This is a genomic window from Alkalimarinus alittae, assembly GCF_026016465.1.
GTDB lineage: Bacteria > Pseudomonadota > Gammaproteobacteria > Pseudomonadales > Oleiphilaceae > Alkalimarinus > Alkalimarinus alittae.
In genome coordinates this window covers 2,163,592-2,178,695 of sequence record NZ_CP100390.1, presented here as the reverse complement: position 1 = coordinate 2,178,695, position 15,104 = coordinate 2,163,592, and the positions used below count along the sequence as shown (strand labels likewise).

Below are 15,104 nucleotides of genomic sequence, written 5' to 3'. Positions count from 1 at the left end.
AACTATTTAAATTATATAAACTATTTAAATAGTTTATATCAATAATGGATGTCGTTAGCTGCTAACGGAATAGAAAAGAGGGTTTTATCATGCTCATGAAATACACAACATTAATCTCACTATTCGCGATTCTATCCGCTTGCGGAGGAGGCGGAAGCTCTACAGGTGATAATATAGCAACTGTAGAAAGCTTTCCGGAGGAAAGCTTAGTTTATGGAGAAACTAAGCAGATCAACGAAATTACATATGCTGTTTCTGCTTGTGATAGCACAATTCAAGAGACAGCTTTTCAGAGCGAAAATTTTTCTGTTTTTGCTGAACCTGGTGTATCAGAAAAAAGCCTGAAAATGGCTGCCACGTTTGCGGAAGAGGGGCTAGAACTTATTAGTGAAAAATTTAACGTTACAGTTGAAGAAATGCTCTCATATCGACCAATTTACAACTCAAAAGCGTTTGATTTTTTAAATACAACTTGGATGTCTCAATATAGCGCCCCAACAGAACGGTCTATAGATTATTTAGAACCAGGTGCGTTACCTGCCGACTTTGACGACTTAGACTACTACGATCAAGTTAAGTTAGTACATGACTATTGGTATAACATGAATAAAGCTGAGCAGAATGCAGCTTTAGAAAGAGCTGCAATGTTAAGAAATCTAGATTCAGAAACATTCAGAACTGACAGGGGAATAATAGAAACTCCAGATCGTTTAATTATTTGTCTAATCAACAGTAGCGAAAGTATTGGAGAAGCGGAAACATACGGTTTGAGAATGCAGCCACCGGAAGATGCTGCAGAGTGGAATAGAGAAAATGATTTTGAGCTTTATAAACGTATTGTTGATCATGAGTTAGTACACGTTGTTTCGTATTTCGTTCCAACCGAAAAAGAAACCCTACTAATGCCGATTTGGTTCATGGAAGGAATAGCAGAATACATAACAAACGGGCCGATTGCTGGAAACGTTGATAGAAATTTCATCTTAGATCGAAACGAAATACTATTCAGTGAGTATGACGAAGCCGCACGAGTAGTTAAATATCTTGCAGATGATCTTGGTAACGGAAACAAGTCAATTTATGAGTTGATGTTAACTATGCGAGCATACGCAACAGGTGAAGAACAATACTTTCATCCATCTTATCTAGACGACATTAGTTTTAACTCTTTCCCTCAAGCATTTCGTGAAGCGTTTACCGATTTTGATGGCTCGGAACTTACACTAGAAGAGCTACACGACGAGTTTATTCAACGACTCAACTAAAAAAAGAAATGTTCTATAAGCCCTTTTATATAAAAGGGCTTTTTTTGCCTAAAAACCTTATAAAACATTGGTTTATTAGCTTTTTTATATTGGATTGGTACTTTATAGAAATGTTAAAATAGACCCATTGAGTAGTTACTCAAGCACATAAAAATAATAAAAACAGGTACAAATATGAAAACACAAATCGAAAAAAAGATTCCTGAAAAGATTACGCCTTCTCCAGCTGTCCTGGCTGTGACGTTAGGCGCTCTAGCAACCGCCGCAAACGCAGGTCACAGGATTGATGTAGATGGCTCAAAAGTTAACTTAGATTTGAGTGAGAAAATCAAGACAGCACTATCAGATGATATGTTTTTGGCTTATGCGCAAGAAGATACTTCGTACGACTTCTCTATTTTTCGCGGATCATTATTCGTTGATAACGAAGAAATAGAAATCAGTGAGCAGCTTTTAATGTCAGCAGCAGGACTTGGAAATCACGTTGATGCGGATGGTACATATTGTGATGACGATATTAGGGGCTTTGCAGAAGAACCCCCAAAAATGACGAATCTGATAGTAGCTCAAACTATTATTAGGTTATTTGTAGATGAACAATCCTATGCTAATTGGTTGAGTAGCCCAAGGGAACTCCCCTAAAGTATGCTTGAAAGAATCGATCAGCCCAAAGCGTTGCTTCAGTATAGGCGCGTGTCAATTCCCCTTGTTCACCACATTTAAGTTCATATTGGGGGTCTATGAAAGCCCCGATTTGTTTCACACCACCTCTTAACCCCATGCAATTCGGAGCTTTCAGGGGAAAAATCAATTTCTGAGTAAGCATTCAAAAAAACGCTATCTATCTGAAATATTGCGTTTTTTCAGATTACCTAAATTTGAATAATATCAATAGTGAATTCAACTTATATCCTTCCGTTTCGCCTGTAAAAATGAGCGTTATGTCTTATCCTGCTCAATTAACTGCTCATATATTTAATTCACTCCCTCTAAATTGCATAAGGTGTTGATATATGTATTATTACGAGAATTATCTCAATTCTTTCTTTGTACCAGTGCTATTTCTCAATGGACGTTTTGATGTAATTAAATTTGTTTGTTTATTCTCAGATGAAACATGATATAATGACAATTAACATGTTTAATAAATTATCTTTTTTCTCAACATTTAGAAAAGCATCTACGGCATTGGTGTGGTTCCTAATTTTTTCAAACTCTAGTTTAGCCGCAGAATTTAATGAGTCAGAATTTACTGAGCTACTTCAAAAAGCTCAAGAGGAAAGTGTCGTCCCAGTGATGGTGACATTACCAAGCGCTCTCAATCTAACTGAAATGAGGGAAAAAGATTCACTTAAGAAATTTGCACTTGTAAATGAAGCAAAAAAACTTTTAAGTGAATTGGGTGATTCTGCATGGAAAACAGGTGTCTGGAATAACGGTTTAGGACAAATAGGTCTCTATGCTACTGCGGAGGGCCTCAACATGCTTACAAACACCAGTCTTGCAGTCAAGTTTACATCTGATATTACTCGAAAGGGGCGAACACTGGCTTATAGCTTTGATGGTAGTCTTGATAAAATCGAAGAAATCATCAAGAGAAAAGGAAACGCAACCGTCGAAGTATTTTTAAATCTGGATACTATTGACTACGAGCTTGGTACTTCTACGAAGACTACTATCTATCGCCCGTAAGAGGGATTTAGTGCACAAGCAGCAGAGCAGTTATCAAAAATATCTCAGAACACATTTTCAAATAATATTCGAGGGATAGATAATAAACGACAACTTATAAGTAATAAAGGTAGCTTTATAGCAACAGTTGGTTTGCAAGCGTTTTATGGGCTTAAGGAAGATGCTGTAGTAAGAGCTATTAAACCTGTTGGTTTTCAGGACACACGAAGGGCTATCTGGTCTCAAGAAGCATTGGATATCGCCGCCCAAGAAAAAGACAATCCCATCGAAGTCATTATAACTTTACGAGGTGGTGAACGCTTTTCTCCATTTGGTGGTCAGATGACCGAGAAAGCATGGAAAAATCAAGGTAATGCTCATGAAAGAGTATTTGATAAAATACTGAAGAACGTATCCTCAAGACCTCTAAATGCAAATTTTATGCCTGAAATTGGCGTTGTTACAGTAAAGCTTAAGCACAGTGAATTGGTAAAATTATACAAAGACGCTGATCCGCGTATTTTGCATATTTCTGTAAATCAGCCTATCGCAGAGCCTCTTCTGTCTCAAAGCACTTCAGTTATCAACATGCCGGAAGCCTGGAGTCATGGTTATACAGCCGCAGGCCAAAATATTATCATAATAGATACCGGTGTTCGTAGCGATCATAGGCTTCTTGAAAATGGAAGTGGGCAAAGTAAGGTTGTTTTTGAGGCATGTTTCGCCAGTGACTCCGGTAGTTACACATCTTTTTGTCCCAACAAGGATGCTAATGGAGATAGTCAACCTTTAGGGCTAGTTGGTTCAGCACAACCGCTTTCGAACTGCGGTAATTGTGGCCATGGAACACATGTCACAGGAATTGCGGCAGGCAAAGAAAATCTCACATATTTTTCTTCTGGTTTTCAAGGTGTAGCTCCGGATGCCAACATTGTTGCTGTTAATGTTTCATCCCACAGATGGAACGGAATTGAATGGAGAGCAAACAATTTAACAGCAGACGTTGTAGCTGCTTTAGAGGCAGTAGAGGACGCATCCACCGCTGAAAATTTCTACCAGTATTACACAGTCAATATGAGCCTAGGCGGTAACACGTTCGGAGATAGCCAATCCTGCGACCTATCTGAGCCAGCAATGACTAATGCTATACAGAATATCATTAGTAGAGGTGTTCCTGTTATTGCTTCTGCCGGAAATCAGGGATTAGTAAGAAGAGATCGTGTAGGCCGCCCAGGCTGCATTTCAAATGTGATAAGAGCTGGTGGTGTTGTGGGAGATGGAAGCATCATCTACGATGCGTCAAATCTTGGCACACCAAGCAATTTTTCTGGCCCCTTATTTTTGGCTCCAGCAATAGTTGAATCCTCAGATACAGAAACACGAACGGATGTAAGTTATAAAGATGGAACTTCTATGTCCGCCCCCCATGTTGCTGGTCTCTATGCCGTCATTAAGGCAGCTGCTCCAGGTATTAGCACCAACGATGCAACTGCCTGGATTGATAGTGAAGGCAGCGTATCTTTAGTAAATCCATGCGTAGATAATACGAACTGTTCCCCAGAAGAACGCTGGCCTCATACGGTTAAAAGAATTCACATTCCAAGTTTATAACGCTGACAAAAACAACTTATAGAGTCGAGAATCTAAAGATACTCGCATATTCACATACTTTATGGAAAAAAAGAGATGAATGGGATTTTAAACAGAAAAAAAGATCTAGCTACCTCCTCTTTACTTTATATCTTAGTTTTCAATATCTCAATTCCAGCACACGCAGCAACAAGCTATGCGGGACTGAGCTTTGGTCATTTTGATTACAAAGGTGCTGACTATTCTGATTTCAGCACTCGTCATCTGGGTGCTGGCGAGTTTGATGAAGGTGGAGGAAAGTTCTCCGGCGACTCTTCAGCATATTCACTTTATGTGGGTTATCAGTTTACGAAAAATATAGCGGTTGAAGCAGGATATTCGCGCGTTTCTGACCTTTCAGATAGTTATGATCCTGATAGTCGGCTTTTACCAGATGTTTTTGATCCACCGTATAGCGATCGTAGACACAACTTAGAGGAAATAACGCTGGATAAATACTTTGCTTCTGTCTTAGGTTTATATCCAATATCAGATTCCTTTGAAGTTTTTGCTTCAGCAGGATATGTGTATTTAAAGCAGGAGCGGGAGCTATCTGGTGGGATTACTGGTAGCTTGACTGAAACACCTAGATTTCAACTTGCGCAAACACATAAGGAGGATGAGGAAGGCTGGATCGCTGGATTGGGGATGAAGTATTCGTTTAACGATATGCTGAAAGCCCGCTTGCAATGGCAACTAGAAAAGCCAGGACCTCTCGATATAAAATCCACAATGGTGTCAATCGAGGTACATTTTTAGATATAGACTTATTTGATAGGTTACTCACGTGTTGACCAATCAACACGGTTGAGTGTATCAATTAGCTTTGTCCTTTTTACACCAAAACTCCTACATACAGTAGCTTTAGACATCCCATTATCTAAAGCTGCTACAATTGCATCAAGTTTCTCTCCGTTTGGAAGCGGGGTTTGAAGTCCAACGGTAAAAAAAGTTCCTTTAAGGCTTGAGGTGCACTTAAACCTAGGTATCCTGCCAATGGTGAAGCTAAAAGCTCCATATCGTTCCCCGCCTAGTACTAATAACTTGTATAGCATTCATAGCTGTGCAGCGAAGTCATAGCCTTCGCACTTTGCTGCAACGTTATGATCGATCCCCCTTTTATTTTTGTGAACATATTCTTATGTCAAGGTCTCGTTGGGTAACAACAAGTTCTGACCTACATTTGTTTGTCTTCCAAAGCTTTGTATACGGTTGAGCGGCCTATCTTCAACTGCTTAGCAATCTCTGTAGCCCCAACCCCTTGACTGTGGAGGGCGCGGACTTTGGCTTTGTCCACAGTGGACTTGCGGCCAAATTTGATCCCCTTGGCCTTGGCCTCCAAACGACCCTCGTTGGTGCGCTCAAGTATCCGCTGGCGTTCGGCCTGGGCCACGGCTGACAGGATGGTAACCACCATCTTGCCCATGGTCCCCTCGGTGCTGATCCCATCGTCTAGGAACCTGATGGCTACGCCCATATCGTCGAATTCCTTGATGAGCTGGATCATGTCCGCCGTATCGCGACCAAGCCGGTCCAGCTTCTTCACAAGGATGACATCACCCTCCTCGACTTTGAACCGGAGCATCTGGAGGCCTTCGCGGTTTACGTGGCTGCCGGATACTTTATCGGTGAAAATCCGGTTTGGGCGAACCCCTTTAGCCTTGAGTGCCTTCACCTGAACATTTAGGGACTGCTGACTGGTGGAAACGCGGGCATACCCAAAGAGTCTCATAGCAAAAACTGTATCCTAAATCGATTAATAGACTATACGTCTATTAAGTAATGTTTTAACGAATTAATAGACAGTTTATGGTGATCACTTTATGATGTCCACAAAGTTATGAATTATTAGACAGTAAAAACCAAGGAAGGGCATGCCCGTGGACAGGGTCAAACGCATTCAGCTACTCACTGACGCTGAAATTTCGGATCTTTATGACCGACCAACTTTCACAGCTGAAGAACGCGAATGGTATTTCGATATCACCCAGAATGAGAGATGCGCGCTTGAAAACTTTCACAACCACCGGACCAAGGTGTACCTCATCCTTCAGCTGGGTTATTTCAAGGCAAAGCGGCAATTCTTCAATTTTGCTTTTGATGAAGTCGTTGCTGATACCGAATACATACTTTCAACCTATTTTGGGAAGACGGAGCAGATCGAATTTAGTGGAAAAATATCTCGTGACTCCATTCGTAGCCAGAAAAAGGAAATACTTAGTTTATTTGGATTTCGGGACTGGTTAGCTAAGGATGAAGTCGAGCTTGTCGAAAAAACTGCAGATCTACTGCGATATTTCCCCAAAGGTCACAGTGCATTTCGTCAGCTTTTACAGCACTTGGAACGGGAATGCATCGTTATCCCGTCCTATCGAATCTTCCAGGATGTATTCACTGCAGCTTATGCAATAGAGGACAACCGTCTGAAGTGCTTGCTGTCGGGTATTCCGATCTATTGGAAAAAACAGCTTACAGAGTTAATAGAACAGGAAGAAGGTCTCAACCACCTCAACCTGCTTCGGGCTGATCAGAAGGATTTTCAATATACTGCAGTGCGTTTTGAAACAGAAAAAGCAGAAAGTATCGCGGACATGTATACATTCGCGGAGCAATTCCTGCCAACATTGAAATTGTCAAAAAATGCCATCCGATACTTCGCGGATATAGTGGAGCAATATGCAGCTTTCCGTTTACGTCGAATCACTAAACATCAGCAGTGGTTACATGCGCTTTGCTATGTTTACCACCGTTACCAGCAGATTATGGACAATCTTATTGTTACCTTTCTGTACCACACACGAGCGATCATGGATTCAGGGAAGGCATTTGCAGAACAGGAACAGTTAAAGCACAGCAACCGAATCGTTGTGGACTTTCCTAAGCTTGCAAACTTTTTGAAGTGGTTTCCCGATAGAGATAACACGCTTAGTCACGAACAACTCAATGATGCGGCCTATCAGATATTACCGAAAAATCAGTTTTCCGTACTCGCTGATTTTCTTGCCGGTAATGCTTTTGATAAGTTGGGAGCCAAGTGGAAGTATTTTGCCAGTACATCCCGTCTGATTTCCCTTTACTTAAGGCCTATCGTGCTGGCCGTGCCATTCACTTACCATAAAGAAGAGAGTGAGATAGCAAATCTGATCAGTTTGCTCAAAATCCACTATGGGAAAGGGAAGTCTCCTGCTGCACTGCGTATTGCAGATGATCTCGGTCTGACTGTACCCAAACGATTGTTACCCTACCTGAAGCGAAATAAAGATGACGAATATCTCGATCCACACTTATTCGAATTCTTCGTCTACCAAAAAATCTACCATCAGATTAACAGGGGTAACCTGTGCTGTAATGCCAGTGTTTCCTACTGCGACATTGATCACGACTTAATCAATGACAACTTGGTCGACAATGCAGAAGAGATTGCTCAGGAGTTTGGCTACCCTAAAATACCAGTGTATTGCTCAGAACGATTAGACAATGCTATGACTGAACTTGATCTCGCTTGGGATAGGACCACAGGAAATATAAAAGAAGAACGAAATCCGGGGTTCAAGTTTAGCAATGATCCGAAGAGTAAGACGCCTTGGAGGCTATTATACGACAGTAGCGATAAGCGCGAGGACGCTTTCTTCAGCAAGCTCCCTAAAACAGAATTAGCGGATGTAGTCGTCTTCGTCGGCGAGTTGTCCGGCATGTGGAGAGAATTCACACACCTTAAAGATCGATATATCAAACGAGTAAAACCGCAGCCTCTAGCACTCAACGCCTGCATTCTTTCCGACGCGTTTGGATTCGGCATTGGCAAAATTGCAGAAATGTGTGATCTCGAATACAACACGTTAAGGTCTACTCAAGAGGACTTTGTTCGCATCGAAACGATCTGTGCTGCGAATGACCACGTCAGTAATTTCATCAAGGCTATGCCGATATTTGAGATTTGGAATCTTCTTGATGAAAAAGTACTAGCGGATGCGGATGGTCAGAAAATTGGCACTAGCAACCAGACTATCCAGTCTCGTCATTCACGGAAATTTTTCGGCAAAGGATGTGGTATTTCAATTTATTCGTTGGTTGCCAATTTCGTTGCTGTGAATGCCAGGAACTTGGGACTGAACGAGTATGAGGGCCATTGTCTCTATGACATGGTGTATGGCAATAAGACGGATATTGATATAGGGTCAGTGACGGGTGACAACCATTCGCTCAACAAATTAAACTTCGTCGTTCTCGACTCAATCGATGTTGACTACTTACCCAGCATCAAGAATGTGAGAGAAGCTTCACAGAAACTATATGCGATCAACTCAAGCAAACTTTACGCTGAAAGCCCATTTCGACCTGTCGGCTATATAAATGAACAGCTCATTCGCTCTCAAGCAAGGGGTATTCAACGGGTGCTTTTGTCGTTAATTTTGCAGGAGAACACGCAAAGCCATCTTATCCGTAAACTCAACTCCCATACCCGTTATGCTAGATTGAGGTCTGCACTGTATGAATACAATAAAATATTTCGAAGCACCCATGTACTGAACTTGATCGATGACATAAACCTGAGAAAGGCGATAAGAACGGCGCGAAACAGGACGGAAGCCTATCATCAACTGCAAAGTCTAATCCGAAAAATGTATAACGGTATATTTAAAGGCAGGAAGGTTACCACCAACAGGGTAAGTGCCCATGCAGCGCGGTTAGTGGCAAATTGCATCGTTGCTTACAATGCGCTCATTCTAAATGCTGTGTATGAAAAAATGGTTGAAGCAGGAGTATCAAAAAACGTAATTGAGGAATTCGCCAGGATTTCTCCGATAGCCTGGCGACACTTATTCTTTACCGGTCGCTACAGCTTCAAAAAAGCCAGCAAGGCGTCTATTGACGTCGAAGGCATGGCAGCGTTGATTGAGAAACATCTAAAGGAAGTTTTTTGGAAGGATTAGGTCAGATTCGTCATTTTTGGGGGTTCTTCTGCATACCCCCCATTACCGCTGCCATATTGATCAGAAAGTATCTCGGCAGCTGTCTCAAGGATTTGGTATGCCGTTATAGGTTCCTGAAATACATACAACTGATTAGATTTAATACGCATATTTGAACTCCTTTAATTAGGTCTATTTGTTATACGTATCAGTGATATATGTTTGAAAATATTTGGAATCGATTTATTCCAGTTATTTGTTACAGACATCTCTTATCTCATGAATAAATACGAGAAATTCAACATGAGAATCATGAGATTGAAAGAAGTAATGAACAACACTGGGCTAGGCCGTTCAACTATTTATAACTATATCGATAAAGATAAGATTTCCAAAATCAGTGTTATTAGGTGATCGTGCCGTAAGGTGGGTTGATAGTGAGGTCGATGAGTGGATCATGGCTAGAATTGAACAGCGTGATACAGGTGAGTTTTTAGAATATAAAAAGGAGTCGTTTGGCTTCTTTTTATGTCGCTATCAATATATTTGGTGTCGTATGTGTTATGAACTTAATTAATAAGTCAAAAGAGCTGACAAGTCATAAATAATCAATTCGAGAATAACAGGATTAAACCCTCACCTGAGTGGAATAAATGGCTCTCTACCGCCTTTAAGCCTGGCCGTTGCGAGTGTCATCGTTGCCAAGTCAACAACTACGATGAAAGCTCATATAGCCACCGCCTTTCCTTTGTTATTAACGGGCAACTTCGGCGAGAGATCATGGATATAGTTTAGCCGCATGATAGTGGTGGGCAAGGAATGAGTTATAGGTAGGCCTTTGATGCCAAGAAGGGGCCAGACGGCTCCTTTTATGCCGTTGTATAATAGTTGTTCTGGTCACGAATGACTTTCTCATGCTCATACAGTCGGCTAATATAAGCTAAGGCAATCGCTGCGGCTTCTGGCTCTGCCTTTTGGGCATCATCAAAATACCGACGGCTATGTACCCAACATTGAGCATGACTTAATGCACTATTTTGCTTATTAAATCGTTCATAAGCACCGTAACCATCCGTGACCAATACGCCACTGAAGTCACCGAGTTGATCCAGGGTATGCTGCATTCCCCGTGATAATGAAAAGGTGAAGCACACTTCGTCCTGATCACCATAGATCGGCCAGAAGTAAGCTTTATTCATTTTCCCTTGTTTCTTTCGTCCTGCTTTTATCGGTGCTTCATCCATCGCCAGTACGCGACTGAGCAGTACGCTTTGCATCTGAGCCTGATAAATCGGCATCAGGAGTTCAATAATGCGTTTAACCAAGTTGGTCAGTGTGCTGCGGGCAACCTGAACCCCATTTTGTTCTAGTCGTTGGTGCTGTCGATACAACGGCAGGTGATATAAAAACTTATCCAGCAACATACCCACTAAAAAGCTGACATCAGCAAAACTTCGTTCCAGCACATTAGCGGGAGCAGGTGTCGTTGTTAATGTTCGAGTTGATTTCTTTTTCACTACAGGGCGAGTGTACTTGAGTCCGATTTGGGTACCAGGGAGCTGACCCAGGCGATAGGTAGTTTTAATGCTCACCACTTCGTAATCATCAGCATCGGTCCCGCTCAGTTCCGGGGCTGAAAGCGCAATTTCTTTGACGGGGACACTGTCATCAAAACGCAGACCACTATCATCCGGCGAGCCTTCAAGGCCATTTTTCTTAGCCTTTCCCCGTTGATAGGTCACCGTTTCCTTTTCGGAATTCGCTGCATTAAGGGGTTCTGGTAAGTCTTTGAGTAAATCGGCAATTGTATATTGGTACGGATTATCCGTCATATCACGCTTTTCGGATTTCTCACCAAATAACTGCCGTTTGAACCAGTCGACCTGAATGTAACGTTGCCAACACGGGCAGCTTTGGAGTGGAGGCGAAGCCGCAACGGAAAAGCTGTCCCCGTGCTTGGCCTGGTTATGAGCTGCTTGGCACAAAATCATAGGCTCCTTGTTGAACAAGGAGGTATGTAGATGCAATTCCCTCAGAATTCGACAAGCTGTGCTTCACTCCTGGCAGGATCTGGTGCCGCTGCCCCGAGGAAAGGATGACGGGCATTGAGGACTGTGCGAGGTTGAGCGTGATTTTTCCGCTCACGCAAACTACCTGCTCAGTGACAGCAGAATGATGATGCCAAGGTGATTCCTCTCCAGCCGCCAGTGTGATCAAGGCGACTCTAGAGCTTTCTTCAAGTACCAGATCTTCCCTCTCCATCCGTGAACTCTCTCCTTTACTCATAACGCTTTGCTAAACGGCAAAATTTGATGGCAGCTTTTTTGCGTGTTTTTGCAAAAAGGATGACAGCATATTTTGTCCGTTTGAGCTTCTTGTTAGGTGATTGATTGCCCTAGGTTTTTCTTTAGAATGAGGTGTTTTGGTCGCCACTCTTTTTCTCTTTATTGAAAAGAACCTAGAACTTCAATTCACCGATTATTTTTAATTCTACCATCAGTGAACACAACGATTCACTTCATTCTTGTTTGCTAAATCAACGAGGCCAACCATCAAAGTTTTCCGCTTGGAATAAGCCAAAATTTATAGTTAATGGAACATGCTTCGACTTAGCATTTTCCTTATTTCGTGCAACATCATTGTACGATTTATGAACCAGTACAACCTATTGATTTTAATGCCTTTATGTCACCTAACGCTGCCAACAACGGCAGACTTGTAGTTGTGATTTTTGTGCAACAATGGCGAAGCCATGCACAAAAAGCGCGGCTGCAAGGCTGTCCAAACCACGAAGTGGTTGATGTTGCTTGGCCTTGTTGGTGCTTGCTCTACCCTGATATTGATTTAAACGGGGTTGTTTGGGCTCCCCATTCTTTTAGCTTTTGACCAAAACCCAAAGCGTTCATTCACCCATGAATTTTAACGACGCCAACATTAAACACAACGATGGCTATCCCTTCCTTCATACTCATTGAACGAAACCCACTTAAAAGTGACCCAATTCAATTAAGCCAAAATATTCAGGTATTGGAAGCCGCTGACACTTCCCCGATTTTTGGCTACAAGAACCTTAAACTAGCTTGCATTAAGAACCAGTGCAAGCCATTGGTTTTAATGTACTTTATGACACCTAACGCCGCGTTAAACGGCTTAGTAATGCTTGCTAAAATGTGAAGCGAAGCGGAACCGAGCAAGCATTAAGGAGTCCGACTTTTTAAACGCTTTGTTATGTTTTTATTTTCGAGTATTGTCGGGCAGATCATTTTGAAGCTTATCAATTAAAAATTCCTCTAAGGCGCTTGCTTCAAAAAAGCTTTCATCTGGCACACCCCATGCTACAAAGTGGGTAGGTTCTTTTGTCCAATTATACTTTGAACCACCATATGAAAAGTCATCTCGTATTATGAAGTAATCATTCATTCGATGACAAAGAACTCTAGTTTTGCCTGATACTTTACCAATATATAGAAGCTCATCATTGTGAAAAATACCATAAACACCTTTATGTGTGGTCATCACTTGTGGCCAAAATTCGCCACATCCTAGTTGATAAGGTTCTACAAACTTAAACTTTTCTAAATTTTGACCTCTATACTTATTTTCGAAATTATTAACTAATTCTTTTAGTTGATGCAAATTTGCCATACTTCTCTCCATGTTTTAATTGCTGATTCCGTTCTTCCAGCTGAACAACTTTATTTTTCAGACAGGCATTTTTAGCCTGAAGCGTTTGCGCTTCATTCTCTGAAAGTAAACTATTTACTGTATTGCCAGCTGAAGAATTAATGGGGTCAATTATATCAAAATCAGGCACTTAAAGAGTGGTTATATCGCTTTCTTTGACGAATATTTTTCAGTTCAATTCCCTCAAGAATCAATTTTAACTGAGTCCAGTTCAAGGCTTGTTTTTCACCTGCTTGCTTGTTGTAATTGAACCGTCCTTTCTCAAGTCGTTTCATCCAGATGCAGTACCCCGAGCGGTCAAAATAGAGTATTTTAACGTGGGTCTTTCGACGATTAATAAACACAAACAGCTGACCACTAAGAGGATCCTCCTTCATGTGATTTTTGGCCAGTGCACTTAAACCATCAATGGCTTTTCTCATGTCGGTGGGTTGTGCATAAAGCCATATTTTGACATTAGATTCCGGAAAAAACATCAGGAAAGCCTGAGGTTAAGCTTGAAACCGTTTCGCAGTGCAATATTAAGTTCAAAACAAAAAGCACTTGAGGTGTCATAAGCCTCGGTCATCGGTAGTTCAATAAAAGCAGGTTGTTCAAGGGTGTTTTTGCTGAGCTGTTTTTTCCACTTGGAAAAGGTACTGGAAGGCAGTTTATTCTGCTGACAAAATGCTTCTTGGGTGAGGCCGCTATTTTCAAAAGCCGTTAGAATAGTTGCCCAGTCCTTCAGGCTACGGTGGGTATAGTTACGTTTTGATTTTTTCATATTGCTCCCCTGGGTTTCTTGCGATAGGAGAACTTTATCTTGGTTATGGGTGACTTAAAATAACGTCTGAGTTTGAACGCTTACGTTACTCCAACCATTATTGCCTCCAGTTTTAACAGGAAGTTCATTGCTCATTGCAAGATCATTTAAAACAATATACTCGGATAGTTTAGAAATATTATCTAACTCAAAACGATATGGAAAAGCATTTGTCAAATCATCATAGTGTTTTGTTATCTTGAACACACCACACAAACGAAAATCGATAGCTTTATCAGGTTTTTGGATAACAATTACTTCTGAGCCTATAGTAACCTTATCTCTCTTGCTCTTACTCGTTAGTCCGTAGCCAAAATTCCAATCAAAATCATTATCGTTTTTCGGTCCGTGATAAGCATAATAATACTTCATTTAATCTCGATACTTCTGATTACGGCTAACAACAAGTTTATGGAAGCGGTGGTCCATCAAACACTTTTTAAGCACGAAATTTTCACGTATTACAATTATGTTTATTGAACTTGAGAACATATTCGCTCAACGCTTTGTATTTCTTTTTTTAGTTCTATACGCTTACGGATAACAACATTTTTAAAAATATCTTGGCAGGCTTTCTCGCCTTTCTCGGTTAGCACATTATCTTCAGTTGTTGGGCAATGGCCAATTAACTCGTGCTCTTTGATTATAGCAATATAGTCCCCTAGTTTAGATTGATCAATTTCAGTTTTCTTTAAGAGTTTACTACCATCAGACTTACCATTAACATACAAAGAAGACATAATGAATATAGGCTCTATTAGCAGGATATCTCCGTAGAAATATGCCTTTCGCCCTCCCCTCTTTGTACCTTTTGAGCCCCAATGAGTCACGATCTCGACCTCTTCAAAAAATTGTAAGTTAGCTCAATCGTGTACCAGCGCTGGTTTTCTGGGCTTTCAATAACATGATTCGCTAAATGTGAGAATCCTCAAGAGCTTGGAAAGCTGTTTCCAGCACCTCTTTCTGGCTCATGTCGTGGGCTGCCACCCATAACTTAAACTCTCTTTTGAACTCTGACTTCACTTTGAAGTTAATATCAACTGGTAGCCCCTGCTTCTTTCTTTGATGTGTTCGCTGCTTTTTTGCAGGTTTACCAGATACACCCATGCCTAATGTTTTTTCCATGGTTTAAAGCCCCTT

At 41.2% G+C, this 15,104-nt stretch carries 19 protein-coding genes; 8 read left to right on the top strand and 11 right to left on the bottom strand.

What is annotated here, in order from left to right:
- The first annotated feature begins 95 nt into the window (after window positions 1-95).
- The 5 genes from NKI27_RS09880 to NKI27_RS09860 all read left to right on the top strand — a co-directional run bounded on the left by NKI27_RS09880 (window position 96) and on the right by NKI27_RS09860 (window position 5,324).
- Window positions 96-1,265, top strand: coding sequence for a hypothetical protein (locus NKI27_RS09880; protein WP_265045896.1), 1,170 nt, complete (start codon window positions 96-98; stop codon window positions 1,263-1,265).
- A gap of 174 nt (window positions 1,266-1,439) precedes the next feature.
- Window positions 1,440-1,907: a hypothetical protein gene (locus tag NKI27_RS09875; RefSeq protein ID WP_265045895.1), complete on the top strand. Its 468-nt coding sequence runs from the start codon at window positions 1,440-1,442 to the stop codon at window positions 1,905-1,907.
- A gap of 495 nt (window positions 1,908-2,402) precedes the next feature.
- Window positions 2,403-2,957 (top strand): hypothetical protein, encoded by a 555-nt coding sequence (locus NKI27_RS09870; RefSeq protein WP_265045894.1) that lies wholly within the window; start codon window positions 2,403-2,405, stop codon window positions 2,955-2,957.
- Between the two features lie 132 nt (window positions 2,958-3,089).
- Complete coding sequence (locus NKI27_RS09865) at window positions 3,090-4,547, top strand: S8 family peptidase (RefSeq protein WP_265045893.1); 1,458 nt, start codon at window positions 3,090-3,092, stop codon at window positions 4,545-4,547.
- A gap of 75 nt (window positions 4,548-4,622) precedes the next feature.
- Window positions 4,623-5,324, top strand: coding sequence for a porin family protein (locus NKI27_RS09860; RefSeq protein ID WP_265045892.1), 702 nt, complete (start codon window positions 4,623-4,625; stop codon window positions 5,322-5,324).
- 418 nt (window positions 5,325-5,742) lie between these two features.
- Here the strand turns inward: NKI27_RS09860 and NKI27_RS09855 are convergent, their stop codons facing one another.
- Window positions 5,743-6,297 (bottom strand): recombinase family protein, encoded by a 555-nt coding sequence (locus tag NKI27_RS09855; protein ID WP_265045891.1) that lies wholly within the window; start codon window positions 6,295-6,297, stop codon window positions 5,743-5,745.
- 148 nt (window positions 6,298-6,445) lie between these two features.
- Between NKI27_RS09855 and NKI27_RS09850 the strand changes: the two genes are divergently transcribed.
- The gene (locus NKI27_RS09850) at window positions 6,446-9,499 is read left to right on the top strand and encodes a Tn3 family transposase (protein WP_265045890.1); all 3,054 of its coding nucleotides are present in this window, start codon (window positions 6,446-6,448) and stop codon (window positions 9,497-9,499) included.
- On the opposite strand, the gene NKI27_RS09845 is transcribed toward NKI27_RS09850, so the two are convergent.
- Entirely contained in the window at window positions 9,496-9,648 is a 153-nt protein-coding gene (locus tag NKI27_RS09845; RefSeq protein ID WP_265045889.1) for a hypothetical protein, read from the bottom strand. The two genes, NKI27_RS09850 and NKI27_RS09845, sit on opposite strands and share 4 nt — an antisense overlap.
- Before the next feature lie 109 nt (window positions 9,649-9,757).
- On the opposite strand from NKI27_RS09845, the gene NKI27_RS19425 reads away from it, so the two are divergent.
- Window positions 9,758-9,892, top strand: a complete 135-nt coding sequence (locus NKI27_RS19425; RefSeq protein ID WP_406803144.1) for an AlpA family phage regulatory protein — start codon at window positions 9,758-9,760, stop codon at window positions 9,890-9,892.
- Window positions 9,879-10,055: a helix-turn-helix transcriptional regulator gene (locus NKI27_RS19420; protein ID WP_406802300.1), complete on the top strand. Its 177-nt coding sequence runs from the start codon at window positions 9,879-9,881 to the stop codon at window positions 10,053-10,055. The genes NKI27_RS19425 and NKI27_RS19420 overlap by 14 nt, the downstream gene beginning before the upstream one ends.
- 292 nt (window positions 10,056-10,347) lie before the next feature.
- On the opposite strand, the gene tnpC is transcribed toward NKI27_RS19420, so the two are convergent.
- The 9 genes from tnpC to NKI27_RS09795 form a co-directional block, all read right to left on the bottom strand.
- Window positions 10,348-11,310, bottom strand: a complete 963-nt coding sequence (tnpC, locus tag NKI27_RS09835; protein WP_265045888.1) for an IS66 family transposase — start codon at window positions 11,308-11,310, stop codon at window positions 10,348-10,350.
- 133 nt (window positions 11,311-11,443) lie between these two features.
- On the bottom strand, window positions 11,444-11,740 hold the full coding sequence (locus tag NKI27_RS09830) for a cupin domain-containing protein (protein ID WP_265045887.1): 297 nt from the start codon (window positions 11,738-11,740) through the stop codon (window positions 11,444-11,446).
- A 972-nt stretch (window positions 11,741-12,712) separates the two neighbouring features.
- On the bottom strand, window positions 12,713-13,123 hold the full coding sequence (locus NKI27_RS09825; protein ID WP_265045886.1) for a hypothetical protein: 411 nt from the start codon (window positions 13,121-13,123) through the stop codon (window positions 12,713-12,715).
- Window positions 13,089-13,292 carry a hypothetical protein gene (locus tag NKI27_RS09820; RefSeq protein ID WP_265045885.1) on the bottom strand — a complete coding sequence of 68 codons (204 nt, stop codon included), beginning with the start codon at window positions 13,290-13,292 and terminating at the stop codon, window positions 13,089-13,091. Before NKI27_RS09820 ends, NKI27_RS09825 begins: the two co-directional genes overlap by 35 nt.
- The gene (tnpB, locus tag NKI27_RS09815) at window positions 13,285-13,638 is read right to left on the bottom strand and encodes an IS66 family insertion sequence element accessory protein TnpB (RefSeq protein ID WP_265045884.1); all 354 of its coding nucleotides are present in this window, start codon (window positions 13,636-13,638) and stop codon (window positions 13,285-13,287) included. The genes NKI27_RS09820 and tnpB overlap by 8 nt, the downstream gene beginning before the upstream one ends.
- Window positions 13,638-13,925, bottom strand: a complete 288-nt coding sequence (tnpA, locus tag NKI27_RS09810) for an IS66 family insertion sequence element accessory protein TnpA (protein ID WP_265045883.1) — start codon at window positions 13,923-13,925, stop codon at window positions 13,638-13,640. The genes tnpB and tnpA overlap by 1 nt, the downstream gene beginning before the upstream one ends.
- Before the next feature lie 54 nt (window positions 13,926-13,979).
- The gene (locus NKI27_RS09805) at window positions 13,980-14,336 is read right to left on the bottom strand and encodes a hypothetical protein (protein ID WP_265045882.1); all 357 of its coding nucleotides are present in this window, start codon (window positions 14,334-14,336) and stop codon (window positions 13,980-13,982) included.
- Window positions 14,337-14,437: 101 nt separating this feature from the next.
- Window positions 14,438-14,704, bottom strand: a complete 267-nt coding sequence (locus NKI27_RS09800) for a hypothetical protein (protein WP_265045881.1) — start codon at window positions 14,702-14,704, stop codon at window positions 14,438-14,440.
- Between the two features lie 172 nt (window positions 14,705-14,876).
- Window positions 14,877-15,089 carry a hypothetical protein gene (locus NKI27_RS09795; protein ID WP_265045880.1) on the bottom strand — a complete coding sequence of 71 codons (213 nt, stop codon included), beginning with the start codon at window positions 15,087-15,089 and terminating at the stop codon, window positions 14,877-14,879.
- Between the last annotated feature and the right edge of the window lie 15 nt (window positions 15,090-15,104).